Source organism: Xanthomonas sp. D-99, assembly GCF_017746145.1.
In the GTDB taxonomy this organism is placed as follows: Bacteria; Pseudomonadota; Gammaproteobacteria; order Xanthomonadales; family Xanthomonadaceae; genus Xanthomonas; species Xanthomonas cissicola.
The window spans coordinates 219,304-234,812 of the sequence record NZ_JAGHWU010000016.1 but is presented as its reverse complement, the minus strand read 5'-3'; the positions used below and the strand labels follow the sequence as shown (position 1 = coordinate 234,812).

At 65.8% G+C, this 15,509-nt stretch carries 12 protein-coding genes and 1 pseudogene; 8 read left to right on the top strand and 5 right to left on the bottom strand.

What is annotated here, in order from left to right:
- Positions 1-22: 22 nt before the first annotated feature.
- From J7360_RS08105 to J7360_RS08085, 5 genes are all read left to right on the top strand, one after another.
- Positions 23-1,243, top strand: a complete 1,221-nt coding sequence (locus J7360_RS08105) for an efflux RND transporter periplasmic adaptor subunit (RefSeq protein ID WP_209033628.1) — start codon at positions 23-25, stop codon at positions 1,241-1,243.
- 14 nt (positions 1,244-1,257) lie between these two features.
- Positions 1,258-4,401: an efflux RND transporter permease subunit gene (locus J7360_RS08100; RefSeq protein WP_057659950.1), complete on the top strand. Its 3,144-nt coding sequence runs from the start codon at positions 1,258-1,260 to the stop codon at positions 4,399-4,401.
- A 1-nt stretch (position 4,402) separates the two neighbouring features.
- On the top strand, positions 4,403-5,908 hold the full coding sequence (locus J7360_RS08095) for an efflux transporter outer membrane subunit (RefSeq protein WP_057659947.1): 1,506 nt from the start codon (positions 4,403-4,405) through the stop codon (positions 5,906-5,908).
- The gene (locus tag J7360_RS08090; RefSeq protein WP_007962473.1) at positions 5,901-6,575 is read left to right on the top strand and encodes a TetR/AcrR family transcriptional regulator; all 675 of its coding nucleotides are present in this window, start codon (positions 5,901-5,903) and stop codon (positions 6,573-6,575) included. Before J7360_RS08095 ends, J7360_RS08090 begins: the two co-directional genes overlap by 8 nt.
- A 96-nt stretch (positions 6,576-6,671) precedes the next feature.
- Positions 6,672-7,142 carry a cupin domain-containing protein gene (locus J7360_RS08085; protein WP_057659945.1) on the top strand — a complete coding sequence of 157 codons (471 nt, stop codon included), beginning with the start codon at positions 6,672-6,674 and terminating at the stop codon, positions 7,140-7,142.
- Positions 7,143-7,210: 68 nt separating this feature from the next.
- On the opposite strand, the gene J7360_RS08080 is transcribed toward J7360_RS08085, so the two are convergent.
- On the bottom strand, positions 7,211-8,119 hold the full coding sequence (locus J7360_RS08080; RefSeq protein WP_057659943.1) for an AraC family transcriptional regulator: 909 nt from the start codon (positions 8,117-8,119) through the stop codon (positions 7,211-7,213).
- 225 nt (positions 8,120-8,344) lie between these two features.
- Between J7360_RS08080 and J7360_RS08075 the strand changes: the two genes are divergently transcribed.
- Positions 8,345-8,548: a hypothetical protein gene (locus J7360_RS08075; protein WP_003488570.1), complete on the top strand. Its 204-nt coding sequence runs from the start codon at positions 8,345-8,347 to the stop codon at positions 8,546-8,548.
- A 323-nt stretch (positions 8,549-8,871) separates the two neighbouring features.
- Here J7360_RS08075 and J7360_RS08070 read toward each other — a convergent pair whose 3' ends face one another.
- Positions 8,872-9,786, bottom strand: a complete 915-nt coding sequence (locus tag J7360_RS08070; protein ID WP_057659941.1) for a LysR family transcriptional regulator — start codon at positions 9,784-9,786, stop codon at positions 8,872-8,874.
- 101 nt (positions 9,787-9,887) lie between these two features.
- Between J7360_RS08070 and J7360_RS08065 the strand changes: the two genes are divergently transcribed.
- Complete coding sequence (locus tag J7360_RS08065; RefSeq protein ID WP_209033626.1) at positions 9,888-11,105, top strand: MFS transporter; 1,218 nt, start codon at positions 9,888-9,890, stop codon at positions 11,103-11,105.
- Positions 11,106-11,260: 155 nt separating this feature from the next.
- Positions 11,261-12,292, top strand: a pseudogene (locus J7360_RS08060) (aldo/keto reductase).
- A gap of 80 nt (positions 12,293-12,372) precedes the next feature.
- Here the strand turns inward: J7360_RS08060 and J7360_RS08055 are convergent.
- The 3 genes from J7360_RS08055 to J7360_RS08045 form a co-directional block, all read right to left on the bottom strand.
- Positions 12,373-12,969, bottom strand: coding sequence for a hypothetical protein (locus tag J7360_RS08055; RefSeq protein ID WP_057659936.1), 597 nt, complete (start codon positions 12,967-12,969; stop codon positions 12,373-12,375).
- Between the two features lies 1 nt (position 12,970).
- Positions 12,971-14,791 (bottom strand): S8 family serine peptidase, encoded by a 1,821-nt coding sequence (locus J7360_RS08050; protein WP_057659933.1) that lies wholly within the window; start codon positions 14,789-14,791, stop codon positions 12,971-12,973.
- Positions 14,792-14,899: 108 nt separating this feature from the next.
- Entirely contained in the window at positions 14,900-15,508 is a 609-nt protein-coding gene (locus tag J7360_RS08045) for a hypothetical protein (protein WP_057659931.1), read from the bottom strand.
- Between the last annotated feature and the right edge of the window lies 1 nt (position 15,509).

Genomic DNA, 15,509 nt, shown 5'->3' with positions numbered 1-15,509 from the left:
ACACCTCCGTTGGAGACTGCCCGTGCGTCCTCATGCCCCGTTTCGCCTGTCGTTGCTTACTGTTGCTGTTGCCGTTGCCGCCACCGCCCTGCTCAGCGCCTGCGGCAGCCCGCCGGGAGGCCCGCCGCCGGAGGAAGGCACCCCGGAAATGGGTGTGCTGACCGTGAAGCAGCAACCGGTGACGCTCACTACCGAGTTGCCTGGGCGCACCGTCCCGTACCTGATCTCCGAAATTCGCCCGCAAGTGGGAGGCATCATCCAGTCGCGCCAGTTCACCGAAGGCGGCGACGTCAAGGCTGGCCAGACCCTGTACCAGATCGATCCGGCCCAGTACCGCGCCAGCTATGCCAGCGCGCAGGCATCCCTGGCCAAGGCCGAGGCAACCCTGCGCACCGCGCAGCTCAAGGCCGAGCGTTACAAGGAGCTGGCGCAGATCAAGGCGATCAGCCAGCAGGAAGGTGACGACACCGATGCCGCGCTAGGCCAGGCCAAGGCCGACGTGGCAGCCGGCAAGGCGAGCGTGGAGACCGCGCGCATCAACCTGGCGTTTGCGCGGCTTGACGCACCGATCTCCGGACGCATCGGCCGCTCCAGCGTGACCCCGGGTGCGCTGGTGACCGCCAACCAGGCCACTGCGCTGACCACCATCCAGCAGCTGGACCCGATCTACATCGACGTCACCCAGCCCAGCAGTGCGGTGTTGCGCCTGCGGCAGGCGATGGCACGCGGCGATCTGGAACAAGCCGGCGACGGTGCGGCCAAGGTGTCGCTGCTGCTGGAAGACGGCAGCACCTACCCGCTGCAGGGGCACCTGGCGTTCTCCGACGTGACTGTCGACCAGAACACCGGCTCGATCACCCTGCGCGCGGTCTTCCCCAATCCGAACGCCGAGCTGTTGCCGGGCATGTACGTGCGCGCGGTGCTGCAGGAAGGCGTCAAGGAGCGGGGCGTGCTGGTGCCGCAACAGGCGGTGTCGCGCAACGGCGCCGGCAGACCCACCGCCTTTGTCGTCGGCGCCGACCACAAGCTGCAGTTGCGTGTGCTGGAAACCGACCGCGAGGTGGGCGACCAGTGGCTGGTGCGCAGCGGCCTGAAGCCCGGCGAGCAAGTGGTCGTCGAAGGCGCGTCGCGCGCACGCGATGGCATCGTGGTCAAGACCGTGCCGTGGCAGCCCAAGGCCACGCCCGCTGCCGGGAATGCTGCCGGTCCTTCTGCCCCGACCGCACCGCGTGCGGCCAACTGAGGCGGGATCACGTCATGGCACGTTTCTTTATCGATCGTCCAATCTTCGCCTGGGTGTTGGCCATCATCGTGATGCTGGCCGGCATCCTCTCCATCGCCACCTTGCCGATTGCGCAATATCCCGCCATCGCACCGCCGGCTGTCGCCATCACCGCCAACTACCCGGGCGCCTCGGCGCAGACGCTGGAAGACACCGTCACCCAGGTCATCGAGCAGAAGATGAAGGGGCTGGATCACCTCAGCTACATGGCGTCCACCAGCGAATCCAGCGGGGCGGTGACCATCACCCTGACCTTCGAAAACGGCACCGACCCCGACACCGCGCAGGTGCAGGTGCAGAACAAGTTGTCGCTGGCCACGCCGTTGTTGCCGCAGGAAGTGCAGCAGCAGGGCGTCACGGTGACCAAGTCGGCCACCAACTTCCTCAACGTGCTGGCCTTTACGTCCGAAGACGGCAGCATGAGCGATTCGGACCTGTCCGATTACGTGGCCGCCAATGTGCAGGAAACCATCAGCCGCGTCGAAGGCGTGGGTGACACCACCTTGTTCGGTTCGCAGTACGCGATGCGGGTGTGGATGGACCCCAACAAGCTGAGCAATTTCAGCCTCACGCCCGTGGATGTGCGCAACGCGATCCAGGCGCAGAACGCGCAGATTTCCGCCGGCCAGTTGGGCGCGTTGCCGGCGGTGGCCAACCAGCAGCTCAACGCCACCATCACTGCACAGACCCGGCTAAAGACCGCCGAGCAATTCGAAAACATCCTGCTACGCACGCAGTCCGATGGCTCGCAGGTGCGCTTGCGCGATGTGGCGCGGATCGAGCTTGGCAGCGAAAGCTACAACACGGTGGGCCGTTACAACGGCAGGCCGGCGGCCGGTCTGGCGATCAAGCTGGCCACCGGGGCCAATGCGCTGGATACGGTGCGCGCGATCGATAAAAGCCTGGAAGAGCAGGAAAAGTTCTTCCCGCCCGGCATGAAGGTGCAAAAGCCGTACGACACCACCCCGTTCGTGCGCATCTCCATCGAGCAGGTCGTGCACACGCTGGTGGAGGCGGTGGTGCTGGTGTTCCTGGTGATGTACCTGTTCCTGCAGAACTTCCGCGCCACCTTGATCCCGACCATTGCGGTGCCGGTGGTGCTGCTGGGCACCTTCGGTGTGCTTGCGGCGTTCGGCTTCACCATCAATACCTTGACCATGTTCGCGATGGTGCTGGCGATCGGTTTGCTGGTGGACGATGCGATCGTGGTGGTGGAAAACGTCGAACGCGTGATGGGCGAGGAACAGTTGTCGCCCAAGGACGCCACGCGTAAATCGATGGACCAGATTTCCGGCGCATTGATCGGCGTGGCGCTGGTGCTTGCGGCAGTGTTCGTGCCGATGGCGTTTTTCAGCGGATCCACCGGCGTGATCTACCGGCAGTTCTCGATCACGATCGTCTCGGCGATGACCTTGTCGGTACTGGTGGCGATGATCCTGACCCCGGCCTTGTGCGCCACCTTGCTCAAGCCCGTGCACAAGGGTCATGGCCTGGCGACCACCGGGTTCTTCGGTTGGTTCAACCGCCTGTTCGATCGCGGCAACACCGGCTACCAGGGCGTGGTGCGGCACATGCTCGGCAAGGGCTGGCGCTACATGCTCGCCTACGCGGCGTTGCTGGCCTTGGTGGTGTTCGGATTCATGAAGTTGCCGGTGGGATTCCTGCCGGACGAAGACCAGGGCACCTTGTTCGTGCTGGTGCAGTTGCCGCCCGGTGCCACCAATGCGCGCACCAGCGATGTGCTCAAGCAGGTGGAGCATCATTTCCTGGTCGACCAGAAGGATTCGGTTGCCGGTGTCTTCGCCGTGACCGGTTTCAGTTTTGCCGGTAGCGGCCAGAACGTGGGCTTTGCCTTCGTCAAGTTGCGGCCTTGGGACGAGCGCACCGGCAAGGGCCAGAGCGTCACCGACGTGGCGGCCAAGGCCGGGGCATTTTTTGCCGGTATCCGCGATGCCAAGGTGTTTGCGTTCGCACCGCCTGCGGTGTCGGAGTTGGGTAATGCCACCGGCTTCGATCTGATGCTGCAGGACCGTGCCAATCTGGGTCACGCAGCGTTGATGCAGGCGCGTAATCAATTGTTGGCCGAACTGTCGCAGGACAAGCGTCTGGTGGCGGTACGTCCGAACGGCCAGGAAGACACGCCCGAGTTCAAGCTGGAAATCGATCCGCACAAGGCACAGGCGATGGGCGTGTCGATCTCCGACATCAACGACACCTTTTCCAGCGCGTGGGGCAGCACCTACGTCAACGACTTCATCGACAAGGGCCGGGTCAAGAAGGTGATGCTGCAGGCCGATGCGCCATACCGCATGAACCCGCAGGACATCGACCATTGGTTCGTGCGCAACAGCGCTGGCACCATGGTGCCGTTCAATGCCTTCGCCACGGCAAGCTGGCAATCCGGGTCGCCGCGCCTGGAGCGTTACAACAGCGTGCCGTCGATGGAGATCTTGGGCATGGCGTTGCCGGGTGCGGCCTCCAGTGGCGAGGCGATGCAGATCGTCGAAGCCGCAGCCGCCAAGCTGCCACCGGGCATCGGCTTCGAGTGGACCGGATTGTCGCGGCAGGAAAAAGCCTCGTCCGGCCAGACCGGCCTGTTGTACAGCGTCTCGATCCTGATCGTGTTCCTGTGCCTGGCCGCGTTGTACGAAAGCTGGGCGATTCCATTCTCGGTGATTCTGGTGGTGCCGCTGGGCGTGTTCGGCACGCTGCTGGCGGCCATGCTGACCTGGAAAATGAACGATGTGTACTTCCAGGTGGGCTTGCTCACCACCATTGGCCTGGCATCGAAGAACGCGATCTTGATCGTGGAGTTCGCAAGGGAATTGCACGAGAGCGGCAAGAGCCTGGTGGCCGCAGCACTGGAAGCGGCGCGCATGCGCTTGCGGCCGATCCTGATGACCTCGTTGGCCTTCATCCTCGGCGTGGTGCCGCTGGTATTGACCAGCGGTGCCGGCGCCGGCGCGCAGCACGCGCTGGGCACGGCCGTGATCGGCGGCATGGTCTCCGGCACGGTGCTGGCGATCTTCTTCGTGCCGCTGTTCTTCGTGCTGGTGTGCGGCCTGTTCCAGCGCCGTGCACAACCTGCCTCGCCCGCACCGCAACCCACAGGACACTGACATGACCGCGATTCGCATGACTCTTTGCGCGCTTGGCGTGGCCAGCGTGCTTTCCGGTTGCACGCTGATGCCGCGCTACACGCGGCCCGACGCACCGGTGCCCGCGCAATTTGCCGGCACGGATGTGTCGGCAGCCCCTCCGGCTGCCGCTGCCGATACCGGCAGCACCACCGACACGGCGTACATCGCCGACATCGGCTGGCGTGAGGTCTTCACCGATCCGGCGCTGCAGCAGGTGATTGCGCTGGCACTGGACAATAATCGCGACCTGCGCGTGGCCGCGCTCAATATCGAGGTCGCCCGCGCGCAATACCGGGTGGATCGCGCCGCGCTGCTGCCCGCCATCGAGGGCACCGGCACCGCCAACAATGCGCGCACGCCCTCGGAGCTAGCCATTCCCGGCCAGCCGCAGGTGTTCCGCACCTACAGCGCCAACATCGGCATTAGTGCCTACGAGCTGGACCTGTTCGGTCGCGTGCGCAGCCTGAAGGAACAGGCGTTGCAGCAATTCCTGTCCACCGCCGAGGCACGCCGCAGTACGCATATCAGCCTGGTGGCAGAAGTGGCCACCGCCTACCTGACCTTGGCGGCCGACCAGCAGTTGCTGCAGCTGGCGCAATCCACCCTGAGCAGCCAGAGCGACAGTTATCGTCTGCAGCAGCGCAGCTTCGAACTGGGCGCGGCTTCGCAACTGACCTTGCGTCAGGCGCAGACCACGGTGGAAACCGCACGTGTGGATGTGGAGCGCTACACCGCGCAGGTGGCGCAGGATCGCAATGCCCTGGTGCTGCTGGTCGGCAGGTCGGTGCCGGTGGAATTGCTGCCACATGCACTGCCCGACAACGCGAGCGTGGAAGGCAATGTGTTGGCCAGCGTGCCGGCCGGCCTGCCATCGCAGTTGCTGCAACGTCGCCCGGACATCCTGGAAGCCGAGCGCAACTTGCGTGCGGCCAACGCCAATATCGGTGCGGCGCGGGCAGCGTTCTTCCCCAGCATCAGCCTGACCGCGTCTACCGGTTCGTCCAGCAGCAGCCTGTCCAGGCTGTTCGACGCCGGCACGCGTGCCTGGAGTTTCGTGCCCACGCTGACCTTGCCGATCTTCAATGCCGGGCGCAATCGCGCCAATCTGGACATGGCCAAGGCCAACCGCGATATCGAAGTGGCGCGCTACGAAAAGTCGATCCAGAGCGCGTTCCGCGAGGTTTCCGACGCGTTGGCGCAGCGCGACACGCTGGGCAGGCAGCTGCAGGCCCAGCAAGCGCTGGTGGATGCCACTGCCGATAGCTACCGGCTGTCGCAGGCGCGTTTCGAACGCGGCATCGACAGCTATCTGCAGGCGCTGGATGCGCAGCGCTCGCTGTACAGCGCGCAGCAGACCTTGATCAACACCCAGCTGTCGCGCTTCACCAACCTGGTGACGTTCTACAAGGCCATGGGCGGAGGCTGGCTGCAAACCGCTGCGCCCACTGCCGCCGCGAGACCGGCAGTGGAGTCGCCGCGTGGATGATGACGCGCCGCCCATTGCACGTGCGCCACACGACAAGCGCGGCGCCATCCTGGCGGCGGCACGCGTGCTGTTTCAACAGCACGGCTTCGACAGGACCAGCATGGACACCATCGCCGAGCGTGCGATGGTGTCCAAGGCCACGGTGTATGCGCATTTTGCGTCCAAGGAGGTGCTGTTCCGCACCACCTTGGAAGCGCTGGCGCAGGCCTCGCCCAATCGCTGGACGGCCTTGCTGGCGCTGCAGGGGCCGTTGGAGCAACGCCTGACTGCGGTGGCCGATGCAGTGCTGCGCGTGTCTGCCAGCAGCATGCGGGAGGATGTCGCGTATGGCCTGGTACGCCCGCCACTGCTGCCTAGCCAGATGCGCGAGGAAATGTGGACGCTATGCTTCGAGCGCTACGACACCATGATGCGCGCGTTGTTGGCGCGCGAGGTGCAACGCGGGGCATTGGTGATCGACAACGTGCCCGATGCATCGGTGCATTTTTTCGGGTTGATGACCGGGCGGCCGGCCACCGCTGCTGCCTGCGACGATGCGCCAGATGCGCGGTCGGTGCAGCTGGATGCGTATGTCAGCGGCGCGGTGGCGTTGTTCCTGCGGGCGTATCGACCGGACGCGGTGGTGCCAGGGGGAGATAGCAAGCGCGAGGTGCCCAGCGAATTCTAGGCCGGCCGGCGTGCGATGGAGCAGTCGTACGTGCCCAGGTCATCGCGGTGGGCCAGCGCGCTACAGTGCCAAGACTAGAAATGAAGGAGCGCTGCAATGAATCCTTTCGCGACCGCGATATCTGTCTCCATGATGGCCGCCGTGACGACGGATGAGGCTGCGCAGCCGATCAGGGTGAGCAGGGCGGGCGAGGCGCCATCGGTAGTGGGGGCGGCCGAGTATTTCACCGGCAAGGTGCGCATCGACGCACCGTTCCAGGCCGACGCGCCGGCACGCGTCGGCGGCGCCACCGTCACCTTCGAGCCGGGCGCGCGCACCGCATGGCATACCCATCCGCTGGGCCAGACGCTGATCGTCACAGCTGGCGCCGGGCGCGTGCAGGAGTGGGGCAAGCCGGCACAGCAGATCCGCCCGGGCGATATCGTGTGGATTCCGCCCGGCGTCAAGCATTGGCACGGCGCCAATGCCAACGTGGCGATGACGCATATCGCCATCGCCGAGTCGCAGGACGGCGCGCCCGTCACCTGGCTGGAGCAGGTGAGCGAGGCGCAGTATGCGGCGGAGTAGACAGCCGCGATGCCGATGCTGGCGCGGCGATGGCGCCGCCGCGCGGCCCGTGCTGGGCACGGCAGACCTCACGCCGCTTCGGTGGCGTCCTGCGCGTTGGCACGCAGCCGTTGCGCATCGCGCGCAGGCGAGATGCCGAGAATACGTGCGTAGTCGCGGCTGAACTGCGACGCGCTCTCGTAGCCAACCCGGAAGCCGGCGTCGGCAGCGGTCAGCGCCTCGGCCACCATCAGGCGGCGTGCTTCGTGCACGCGCAGCTGCGACCGGTATTCCAGCGGCGTCATCGTGGTCACCGCCTTGAAATGCGCATGGAAGGTGGAGCGGCTCATCGCCGACAGATCGGCGATCTGCTCGATGCTGAAGCGCTGCGCATAGTGTTCGCGCAACCACACGATGGCCCTGGAAATCTGGTTGAGCCGGCTGTCGGTGATGGCCATCTGGCGCACCGCCGCATTGGCCGGGTCGGCCATCAGGCGGTACAGCAGTTCGCGCACGATCAAGGGCGCGAGCGCGGCAATTTCATGCGGTTGGTCGAGCAGGCGCGCCAGCCGTAGCGCCGCGTCCTGCAACTGCGGCGTGCTGCGGTTGAGTAACAGCCCGGCCGATGCCGCATCGCGCTGCGTGTCCACCAATTCCGGATGGTTGATCGCCAGCTCGCTGAGCACCGAGGTGTCCAGGTCCAGGCAGAAGCATAGATACGGTTGCGCGCCGCTGGCTTCGATCACCGAGCCGACGATGGGCAGATCCACCGACGCCACCAGGTACATCTGCGGGTGATAGAAGTACGCCTGCGCGCCCAGCATTGCCTGCTTGCGGCCTTGCGCCACCAGGCACAGCATGGGTGTGTAGACAGTGGGCATGGCCACGGTCGGCGATGCGCTACGCATGATCTGCAACCCGGCGATCTGCGTGGGATGCATGCCGTCGCCAGGCGCATGACGCAGCAATATCGTGCTCAACTCGGTCAGCGAAGACATGCCAAAACCCGTCGACGATGCAATGCGGTCCAGCCGCGAAGGCACCGATCGTACAAGAGTGCAGGTGGTGCGGGCGGCAAGGTCCGCTGCGCGGGTTGCGGGCTTGCGCCCGCTCGAAGGCGCGGCAGCCGTCGTGGCCGCCTGCGCGTGAACTGCGCGTCGGCCTGATAGGGCGGTCACAGGCCGGCCGTATCATGGCGAGGTCTCTCGCATCCGCCTGCTGCCATGCCCGCAAAACGTTCCAGCTTTCCAACGCCGACCAGCCCCGCCGAGTGGAAGCGGCTCCAAGCCGCTGCCGCCACCGAATTGGCACGGCGCACCGCGCAGGCGCATCTGCAGATCCTGGGGCTGCTGCGGACGCATGGACATCTATTGAGCGCCGCGCAGCGGCGTAGCCTGCACAAACGCCTGCTGCGCGGCGGGCGTTGATCCGGGGCAGCGATTGCCTCGGCGGTTGCGCACGCAGCCGGCCTCAGCGTGTGGTCGTGCACGGTGAGGCCGAGAGCCGATGTAACAGCTGGCCAGCCCGTCATGCGGCCGAAGGCTGCGCGTTCGGGCTGCCAGCCAGTCGCGCAGTGGGCGCGCATGAGACGCCGCGTACAACTCATCGATGCCGTCGTTTCCAATGATGGCTGGCATGCCGCAGACCTCGACGTCCCCCGGCGTGCAGCACAGGCACGCGCGTTTGGCTGCGGGGCCATCCGCACGGCAACCGCCGATGCCGGCCGGTCCCATGCGCGCGGCAGCGGGCGCTATGTCGCCAGTTCCCACGGCGGCTGCTCGCCTAGCCGCTCCTGCAGGAAATCCACGAACGCGCGCACGCGCGGCGGTTGCAACCGCCGCGCCGGCATCACTGCGCTGATCTGCGAGGCCGGTGGCGGGTAATCGGGCATGACTTGGACCAGGCGGCCGCTGCGCAATTCGTCGGCGATGTGCCAATACGAATGCACCGCGATGCCCTGGCCGGCGACCACGGCGTCGCGCACCAGTTCGCCGAAGTTGCTTTCGAAGCGGCTCTGCATGCGCACGCGCACCAGCCCGCCGTCGGGCGTTTGCAGTGTCCACACGTCCTGGCGGCCGTCACGGCCCATCAGCAACACGCCGGCGTGCTGCGCAAGTTCGTCCGGCGTGCGCGGTGTGCCGTGACGCTGAAGGTAGGCGGGCGAGGCCGCCAGGGTACGGCGGTTGTCGGCGATACGCCGGGCCACCAGCCCGGAGTCCTCCAGTGGGCCGATCCGGATCGCCAGATCGAAGCCCTGTTTGACCAGGTCCACCAGGTCGTCGCTGAGGTGCGCGCTGATGCGCAGGCGCGGATGGCGGGCCTGGAATTCCGGCAGCAGCGGCGACACGTATTGCCGCCCGAACGAGGCGGACAGGGTCATGCGCAGCACGCCGCCCACATCGTGCGCGCTTTCGCGCAGATCCTCGGCCAGCGCGTCCAGATCTTCCACCAGTACGCGGCCACGTTCGGCCAGCCGCTGCCCCTCGGCAGTGGGATGCAGGCGGCGCGTGGTCCGGTGCAGCAGGCGCACGCCCAGCTCGCGTTCCAGGCGCTTGAGACGCTGGCTGGCCACCGCCACCGACAGATCCAGGCTGCGCGCGCCCGCGGTGATCGAGCCCAGGTCGAGCACGCGCAGGAACAGGGCAATATCGCCAAGACGGTCCATTGCGATTCTCAATGATTGATTGAAAGTGAATCAGCATAGCAGGGGTCATCGCGGGTAAACGTAGGGCGCAGGCTATGCGCAGTCTTCCCTGGCCCATGCCCATGTCCAACCTCACCTCTGCGCGTTCGTCGCGCTTTCCGCCGGCGTTGCTGGCACTGACCATCGGTGCCTTCGGCATTGGCACGACCGAATTCGTGATCATGGGGCTGCTGCAGCAGGTGGCCGCGGATCTGGGCGTTTCGCTCAGCGCGGCGGGCCTGTTGATCAGCGGTTACGCGCTGGGTGTGTTCGTCGGTGCGCCGGTGCTGACCCTGGCCAGCGCACGCCTGCCGCGCAAGGCGGTGCTGGTCGGGTTGATGCTGATCTTCACGGTCGGCAACGTGGCGTGCGCGCTGGCGCCGGACTACACCAGCCTGATGGTCGCGCGGGTGCTGACGTCGCTGGCCCACGGCACGTTCTTCGGCGTCGGCGCCGTGGTGGCGACCTCGCTGGTGCCGGCCGAACGCCGTGCGTCGGCCATCTCGCTGATGTTCGCCGGACTGACCGTGGCCACCTTGCTCGGCGTGCCGGCCGGTGCCTGGCTGGGTCTGCAACTGGGTTGGCGTGCGACCTTCTGGGCGGTGGCTGCGATCGGCGTGCTGGCCACTGCCGCGGTCGCGGTGTGGGTGCCGGCCGCGGCAGGTGCTGCCACGCCGGTGTCGTGGCGGCAGGAAGTGGCGGTGTTGCAGCGGGGGCAGGTGCTGCTGGCGCTGGCGATCACGGTGGTGGGCTACGCCGGCGTGTTCGCAGTGTTCACCTACATCCAGCCGCTGCTGCTGCAGGTCACCGGCTTTGCGCAATCGGCGGTGTCGCCGGTGCTGCTGGTGTTCGGCATGGGCATGATCGTCGGCAATCTGCTCGGTGGGCGGCTGGCGGACCGTCGTCCCACCGCGGCCCTGCTGGGCAGCCTGGCGGCCCTGGTAGTCGTGCTGGGCGCACTGGGATGTGTCCTGCACAGCAAGGCCGCCATGGTGACCTTGGTCGGGCTACTGGGTGTGGCTGCTTTCGCCACCGTGGCGCCACTGCAGTTGCGCGTGCTGGAACACGCACGCGGCGCCGGCCAGAACCTGGCCTCCAGCCTCAATATCGCCGCCTTCAACCTGGGCAATGCGCTGGGCGCATGGCTGGGTGGTGTGGTGATCGCCACCCAGGCGGGCCTGGTCGCAACGCCTTGGGTGGCCGCGCTGTTGAGTGCCATCGGGCTGGGTATCGCGCTGTGGAGCGTGCAGTTGCAACGCCGCCGCGCGGCTGCGCCATTGGCCTGTACGCAGATGGGGTGAGTTGATTGCCCGCTGGTCATTGGCCACGTGGCGCAGTGCGCGTCAGGCGGCTCTCGATGTGCATAAACGCTGGTTTCGCCATCAACACTCCACAGGCGCTAGCGGCCGACGATAACGCAGCGCATCTCCCATTCAACGTTGCAAGGACTTCTTCGATGGAAACCCGTCTACTCGGCCGTTCCGGTTTCAAGGTGCCCGTGCTTGGCCTGGGTGCCGGCACGTTCGGCGGCAAGGGGCCGCTGTTTTCTGCATGGGGCGACACCGATGTGGCGCAGGCGCGGCGCATGGTCGAGGTGTGTTTGGAAGCAGGGCTCAACCTGTTCGATACCGCCGATGTGTATTCCGATGGTGCGTCCGAAGACATCCTTGGCCAGGCGCTGCAAGGCCGCCGCGATCAGGTGATTGTTTCGACCAAGACCGGCCTGCGCCTGGGCGATGGCCCCAACGATGCCGGCGCGTCGCGCTTCCGTTTGCTGCGTGCGGTGTAGGCATCGTTGCGACGCTTGCGCACCGACTACATCGATCTGCTGCAGCTGCACGCGTTCGATGCCATGACGCCGATGGAAGAAACCCTGTCCACGCTGGATGACCTGGTGCGCGCGGGCAAGGTGCGCTATCTGGGCGCGTCCAATTATTCCGGGTGGCAGTTGATGAAGTCGCAGGCGGTCGCCGATGCGCACGGCTGGAGCCGCTTCGTCGCCAACCAGACGTATTACTCGCTGGCCGGGCGCGACTACGAGTGGGAGCTGATGCCGCTGGGTATCGACCAAGGCATCGGGGCGGTGGTGTGGAGCCCGCTCGGTTGGGGGCGGCTGACCGGCAAGCTGCGGCGTGGCCAGCCATTGCCGCACCACAGCCGTCTGCATGCCACCGCCGCGGCCGGCCCGGCGATCGACGATGCGCGCTTGTTCGACATCGTCGATGCACTCGATGCCGTTGCCGCAGAGACCGGCCGCAGCGTGCCGCAGATCGCCATCAACTGGCTGCTGCAGCGGCCGACCGTGAGCACAGTGCTGATTGGCGCACGCAACGAAGCGCAACTGCGCGAAAACCTCGGTGCGGTGGGTTGGTCGTTGACTCACGACCAGCGTGCCCGCCTGGATCAGGCCAGCGCAGTGGAGCCGCCGTACCCGTACTACCCCTATTGGCGCGGGCAGTTCGCAGAGCGCAGCCCGCTGCCGCTGTAGGGCGGGCTGCGCCAAACGCGCCACGCGGCAACCCAATGCAGCGTGGCGCGCATGATTGCCGCGGTGCTAGTGCAGTTGCATCACAATGGCCGTGCCGCCGGAACGATCACTTCCGGCTTGATCGCTCCCACGCCGTTGCTGCCTTGCAGCTGGCGGCAATTGTCCAATGCCGTCATCGCCGAGGCGTAGCCGATCATCGCGCTGCCGTCGGTAGCGGAGGCATAGATCAGCCTGCCGCCCGTACGCGCAGCCAGTGCGCGGGCGATGGCTGGCGTGGTATCGAACAATTTGATCGAAGCACCGAGCAATGCCGGCTGGCCGCTACGCGTTTCCAGCGCGGCAACGACGCTCGCCGATGCTGCGCTGCGCGTGGTGCGCGCAACCGCGTCCGCGGCGCCGCTGGTGTCGAGGTAGATCGCGTAGCGATCGACGCGGGCAACCGGTGCCTTCGTGCTGGTTTGCGTGCTTCTTGGCGATTGCGTGGACGCAGTGCCGCGCGTGGCCTCGGCCAGCTGTACCACCGCTGCTGGCATCAGCCGGAAACTGGCGCGGTCCACCACAACGGTTTGTCCGGTTGCGGCAGCACGCAGGCGGGCGCGATCGAACACCTGTGCCGAGGCAGGTGCAGACATGCTGGCGGCAACGACGCACAACAGTGCGATCAGAGAAGTTTTCATGTCAGTGGCCCACCACGCGCATTTCGAATTCCTGCAGTTGTTGCTTGCCGTTGTCGGCGAGCATGTCGTCCACCTCCAATGTCCAGCGACCGGCTGACGCTTCGTCCAGGAACGCATTGCTGGAGGTCAGGAAGACCACGAAGCCATCGCCCGGATCGAGCGTGGAAAACGGCGTCATCACGGTGCTGCGGGTGCCGCTGGGCGAGACCAGCACGGCGCGCAACTGACGAGGATTCTTGTGCGTCCCTGCGAAGTACAGCTGGACGCCTTCCACCTTGAAGGACTGCTTGATGTCGATCGCCAATCGCGCTGGCGAGCTGATACCGCCGATGGTGCTGCTTTTTCCGTCATAGACGGTCCACTCGGTGTCTTGCATTGCAGGCAGCGGAGTGAAATGCACCGCACGCTCCACCGCCGCGGCTGCATCCACCAAGCCGAAGCCATACCAATTGCTGAAATGGTGGCCGGCCGCGTTGGTGATCCAGGCGGGCTCGATCACGGCGTCCTTGTAGAACGCCTTGGCTTGATGAGGATCGACCTGTACCGCCGTCGTTGCCAGGATGTATTTGACATCGCGCAGTGTCAGCTGCGGGTTGGCGCTCAGCATCAGCGCCGCGACGCCTGCAACTGTCGGCGCGGAGGCAGAGGTGCCATTCATGCGTGCGCTGTAGTTGCACGAGGCATCGATTTTCGAGTGGCTGGTATCCAGCGCGTTCTGCGGCGCGCGCGTGCGGTCGCGATTATTGCCTGCCGCGCAACCGCTCAGATCGGTGGTGACGATCGCCGGTGAGAAGAATGGCTGCGGACCCTGCGCAGCGAGCAGTGTATAGAGCGGGCTGAACGTCTCAGGGTGCGGATCGAAGCGACGCTGGAAGCCAAATTCGCCGGACAGCCCGGACACCCACAATGCCGATCCGGGCGATGAGTAGCTCGCGCGTACGCCGTTGGCATTGACTGCACCGACCACAATCATGGTGGTCAGGCTGTTGAGGTTGTCGATATTGGCGCTGCTGCAGGCGACACCGAGCTGCCGGGTCTGGTCGCTGCAGCGATCGATCAGCGTGCCCTGTGCATCCACATCGAGCAGCGTATTGAAATCGTTGCCAGCTGCCTTGACGTAGATGCCGCCCTTGCCGCCACGCTGGGCACGCATCATTTTTTCCAGGGAGCGCTGCTCGTCGAGATCGCTGAATGGATAGACCGCTGTCGAGATGCCGAAGCTGTTGTTGAACACGTCCATCGCACGGGCTTCCGGGCCATCGCCCCAGGAGTAGCGGATGTCGACGTATTGCTTGCTGCCGTCATTCTCGGAAATTGCGTTGAAGCCAGCCACATTCGCCTCCGGCGCGACGCCACGTCCACCCAGGCCATTCCATCCACGTGCGGCGATGATGCCGGCGACCGCGGTGCCGTGGTCATTGTCGATTTCATCCGCAGGCGGCGTCGGATCGTTGGAACCATTCAAGAAGTTGTGCGAGCCGCCGGCAACGATGTTGTCGACCAGATCCTCGTGCGCAATCTCAAGCCCGCCATCGATGACCGCCACCTTGACTCCAGCGCCACGGATGCCGAGCGTATGCAGGATGTCCACATCCAGATCGACTCCTGGCCGTGGACGTTGGTCGCCGAACACCGGCTGGCCTTGATTGAGCAGATGCCATTGGTAGCGGAACAACGGGTCGCTGGTTTGGTTTGTGTTCTGCGTCGTCCTGGTCGGCGCATCGACCCCGTTTGCTGCAGCAGCGGCTGTCAGCGAGAAGGGGCCCAGCGCCAGCAGGCAGGCGCAAGACAGCGGCAATCGCCGCGGGAGAGAGGTTGTCATGGCATGGTATCGGTCATGGTGGTGTACGCAGATGCAGGTGTCGGCCAGACCGGCCGGCCTGCTGCCCGCCGTGGAACGGCCGCAGGGGTCAGCCTGCGGCCGGTGTATTTACATCGGTTGCATGACCGCCTGCATGACCACCAGCGCCGCCTGCGCGACAACGCTGCTGCGCTGCAGGCCGGGTAGTGCACGCTGGGCGCTTTCCACCGATGCATAGGTGATCACTGCGCTGCCGTCTACCGTCGAGGTGTACGCAATGGTCCCGCCGGTGCTGGCCGCCAGCGATGTCGCCGTGGCCGGCGTCGTGCCGGTGAGTTTCACCTGCGGGTTGACCAGCACGACACGACCGTTGCGCTCATTGACCGCAGCGGCGATGGGGCGTTCGGTGTTGGTGGCGAGACTGCGCGCAGCACCTGCAGGCGCATCCAGTACCACCGCATACGGCCCGATACGCGCGGCGACCTTGTCGTTGGGGGCCACTGCACCTGTACTGCCGGCTTTGGCTGCCGATCGCTGCGCTGATGCTGCGTTCCGTGGCGGCATGTGCTCGCTCACCACCGTGCCCGGCAGCATGCGGAACGTGTCCGCTCCGGAGGTGAAACGCACGCCGGTCGCTGCCGCACGCAGGGCATTGGCGTCCATGTATTGCACTGCCTGGGCAGCACCGGTTGCGGCCATGGACAGCGTCAACACGCAAGCAAGAATGATCGGTTTCATA